This window comes from Rhodococcus sp. P3_B8, assembly GCF_056402775.1.
In genome coordinates this window covers 1-4,097 of record NZ_JBFUGT010000449.1, presented here as the reverse complement: position 1 = coordinate 4,097, position 4,097 = coordinate 1, and the positions used below count along the sequence as shown (strand labels likewise).

The following is a 4,097-nucleotide window of genomic DNA, read 5'->3' as shown; positions in this document are numbered from 1 at the left end:
CTGCAGGGCCATCTTGTCCTTGGTCAGATCGATGCCGTTCTGAGCCTTGAACTTCTCGGCCAGCCACTTCACGATCCGGTCGTCCCAGTCGTCACCACCGAGGTGGTTGTCACCGGACGTGGCCCGRACYTCGACGACGCCSTCGCCGATTTCGAGCAGCGAGACGTCGAACGTGCCGCCACCGAGGTCGAAGACCAGGATGGTCTGTTCCTTGTCRCCCTTGTCCAGGCCGTAGGCCAGTGCGGCCGCGGTGGGCTCGTTGACGATGCGCAGGACGTTGAGACCGGCGATCTGGCCGGCTTCCTTCGTGGCCTGACGCTGGGCGTCCTCGAAGTACGCGGGGACGGTGATCACCGCGTCCGTGATGTCCTCACCGAGGTACGCCTCGGCGTCGCGCTTCAGCTTCATGAGCGTGCGGGCACTGATCTCCTGAGCGTTGTACTTCTTGCCGTCGATCTCCACATGCCAGTCGGTGCCGATGTGGCGCTTGACGGAGCGGATGGTGCGATCGACGTTGGTGACGGCCTGGTTCTTCGCGGGCTGGCCGACCAGCACCTCACCGTTCTTCGCGAACGCCACCACCGACGGTGTCGTGCGCGCCCCCTCCGAGTTGGCGACCACCACCGGGTCGCCACCCTCCAGCACGCACACCACCGAGTTCGTGGTCCCCAAATCGATTCCCACCGCGCGAGCCATGACCGCCTCCAGCAGCACACCGGGTGGGCGTGATCCTTCGGTCGATCTGCTCGTCGTCACACCCACCGAACTTGAGTGTTATCGACTCAATTTTCCCCCCGGTCCAAACCGAGGTCAAGGCGAAGAATTGAGCGTGGAACGCTCAACCTTTGCTGTGTTTGCCTGGTGGATTTCGTCATGATCGGTAGTGATGTGTCGGTGCGACGTCTGCACGGTCATCGAATCGGTTTCCGGGTCACAGTCACCGCAGGCGGTTTCCGGGTCACAGTCACGCGCAGGCGATGGCCAGGATCCGCCCAACTGCTCCGCCGCGTCGCTGAGGTGCTTAGGAGATAGTCCGCTCGCCGTCGAATGGCAAGGAACACAAGCAGTCCAAGTGCCCGTCCACCGGGCCGAGGTTACGCGTAGCAGTCCTGGACGAGTGCGCTGATTCGCCCCACCCTCCCGCGCGATTCACGTGGGAGGGCCCGGCCACGCCGACGTCTATCGGCCGCGCAGCCCGATCGGGTTGCCGTCAGCGTCGGCAAGCACGCAAATCCGTGTCTCGGGTGCAACCTGACGTGGAGCGTYGCGCTCGGTTGCGCCGGCGGCAAGCAGCGTGTCGCGGGTCGCGTCGAGATCCTCGACGTCGGCGAACGCAACCGGTCCGGCGGCCCCGTCACCTGGATTCAGCGCGACCTCGAAGCCGTCCACGTTGTATCCGACGTAGTAGGCCTCGTCGGTGTGAGGTGCGCCGAGCAGCGCGGAATAGACCGCCTTGGCGGCGTCCAGGTCGGATACGGGGATCACCAGGCTGCGGATTGTGGGGCTCATGTTCGTCTCCTTCGTTATGCRGCGGCCGCTCGTTCGGCGATGACGACCACGTTATGCGCGGCTCGGGGCCGGCGCTTCTCGATTTCTGACCGATCTGGAAGTGATGATTCGTCATCTCGTATCGACGCAACGGGGTTCCAGATCGGGACTCCGCGCGGTCCGTCATCTTCTGCCAGGGGTCTCCCCCTCGCTTTGGCGGTGGCCGACGGGCGGCGGATCGCCCACCGGTTCAGCGCCTTTGATGGTCTCTCCCCGGAACAGGGCAGGAAACACGCTATCGGTGTTACCTTGAGCCCTGTGTGTGGCGGTCGGCAATCCTCGCGGCGGCGCACGGCGCTGCTCACCGTGCTCGGGGTGATCGCCGTCGAGCRCATGGCCCTGCAGTTCGGCCACACCAACGCGGTGGACGATGCGCACGAGACGCTCCCAGCCGACGTCGGAGCCGACGCGCTCGCGCCGGGCCGCGCCCCGGAGCGCGGCGCCGTCAACTGGCCGGTGGCGCTGCTGGTCCGCGCCCGGGCACCGTCACCGACCTCGGCCGTGTCACCCATGCCCGTGCGGAACAGCACCTGTGTGCTCCGGGTGTGACAGGCAGGCACCGGCTGCCGTCCCAGCAGATCTGACGCCACTCCCCTCTCGTGACCGCCACGGGCTTGGGCGCCACATCCCTCACCGGACGTGCCGCGTGACCCGATAGTCGTTTCAGCATCGGTAGATTCGTTGCCGGTGCACCGTCGGAATGAGGTGCCGAAGTGCATTCCAAGATTGTTCTCAAACTCACCGGCGCCACCGTGGCCGCGGGGATAATGCTGGCCGGGGTGATGTTCCCGGTCGCCGCCGGGCTCGGGTACGCGTCCAACCGTGCCGCCGACAGCGTCGGTAATTCCTCGGCCGAACTGGCCGACGGGGTGGTGCCGGCGGTGACGACCATGACCGACATCACCGGGAACCCGATCGCCTGGCTGTACGACCAGCGCCGATTCGAGGTCCCCAGCGACCAGATCTCCAACGAGATGAAACTGGCGATTCTCTCCATCGAGGACAGACGGTTCGGCGAACATCAAGGGGTGGACTGGCAGGGCACCATGCGGGCGTTCTTCACCAACACCACCAGCGGTCAGATCGAGCAGGGTGCCTCGACCATCAATCAGCAGTACGTGAAGAACTACCTACTGCACGTGGTCGCCAAGACCGACGCCGAGCGCCGTGCCGCGATCGAGACCACGCCGGTCCGCAAGATCCGGGAGATCCGGATGGCGATGACCCTCGACCAGGAACTCTCCAAAGAGGAAATTCTCACCCGGTACCTGAACCTGGTGCCGTTCGGCAACGGTTCCTTCGGGGTACAGGACGCCGCTCGCACGTACTTCGGCATCGATGCCAAGGACCTGAACCTGGCGCAGTCGGCGATGCTCGCGGGCATGGTGCAGTCCAGCTCCGCACTCAACCCCTACACCAACCCGGAGGGGGTGTTCGAGCGCCGCAATGTCGTCCTGGACACCCTGGTCGTGAATGTTCCGGACCGGGCAGCCGAGATCCGCGCCCTGAAGGAAACGCCGCTCGGGGTGCTCCCGAAACCGAACAATCTGCCCCGAGGATGCATCGCCGCCGACGACCGCGGGTTCTTCTGCGACTACGCGTTGCAGTACCTCCAGACCGCCGGGTTGTCCCGGGAGCAGCTCGAGAAGGGCGGCTACCTGATCCGCACCACCCTCGATCCGGCCGTGCAGGGATCAGTGAGGTCGGCGGTGTCCACCTACGCCGACCCGAAGCTCCCCGACATCGCGAGCGTGATGAACGTCGTGCAGCCCGGCCAGGACCAACATCGGGTCCTGGCGATGGCGGGCAGCCGCAACTACGGCCTGGACGCTGCCGCCGCCGAGACGGTGCAGGAGTTGCCCTATTCATTGTCCGGGCACGGCGCCGGATCGGTGTTCAAGATCTTCACCACCGCCGCGGCCATGGAAAAGGGGCTCCGGCTCAACGCGATCCTCGACGTGCCCGGCCGGTTCGACGCCCGCGGGATGGGCGACGGCGGCGCCCCCGGATGCCCGGCGGCGACCTACTGCGTGCAGAACGCCGCCCCCTATCCGCGGGCATTGGCGGTCACCGACGCCCTCGCCCAGTCCCCGAACACCGCGTTCGTGAAACTTCTCCAGGCCACCGGGGTGGATGCGACGGTCGACATGGCGGTGCGCCTCGGCATGCGGTCCTACACCGAACCGGGCACCTCCGGGTTCGGAGACCAGAGCCTGGCCGACATGCAGAAGGACCAGAATCTGGGGTCGTTCACCCTTGGCCCGGTGTGGATCAATCCGCTCGAACTGTCGAATGTCGCCGCGACCCTGGCCTCGCACGGCAAATGGTGCCCACCGACTCCGATCGACTCCATCGTCGACCGCGAGGGCCGGCCGGTACCCCTCACCCAGCAAGCCTGCGAGCAGGTCATCGATCCCGGCCTGGCCGACACCCTGTCCAACGCGCTCAGCAAGGACGACCTGCCCGGTGGCACGGCGTCGGCCGCGGCCGCGGCCGCCGGGTGGAAGCTGCCGATGTCCGGCAAGACCGGGACCACCGAATCGCACATG

At 66.3% G+C, this 4,097-nt stretch carries 4 protein-coding genes; 2 read left to right on the top strand and 2 right to left on the bottom strand.

The features are described 5' to 3' along the window. Both AC1D1G_RS42625 and AC1D1G_RS42620 read right to left on the bottom strand, forming a co-directional pair. On the bottom strand, positions 1–696 hold a 696-nt coding region (locus tag AC1D1G_RS42625; RefSeq protein ID WP_477956642.1), incomplete at its 3' end, for an Hsp70 family protein. Positions 697–1,179: 483 nt separating this feature from the next. Continuing rightward, on the bottom strand, positions 1,180–1,509 hold the full coding sequence (locus AC1D1G_RS42620; RefSeq protein ID WP_477956641.1) for a VOC family protein: 330 nt from the start codon (positions 1,507–1,509) through the stop codon (positions 1,180–1,182). Between the two features lie 297 nt (positions 1,510–1,806). Between AC1D1G_RS42620 and AC1D1G_RS42615 the strand changes: the two genes are divergently transcribed. Together AC1D1G_RS42615 and AC1D1G_RS42610 are read left to right on the top strand one after the other, a co-directional pair. After that, complete coding sequence (locus tag AC1D1G_RS42615) at positions 1,807–2,097, top strand: hypothetical protein (protein WP_477956643.1); 291 nt, start codon at positions 1,807–1,809, stop codon at positions 2,095–2,097. A gap of 164 nt (positions 2,098–2,261) precedes the next feature. Then, the coding region (locus tag AC1D1G_RS42610) for a transglycosylase domain-containing protein (protein ID WP_477956640.1) at positions 2,262–4,097 on the top strand (1,836 nt) is incomplete at its 3' end.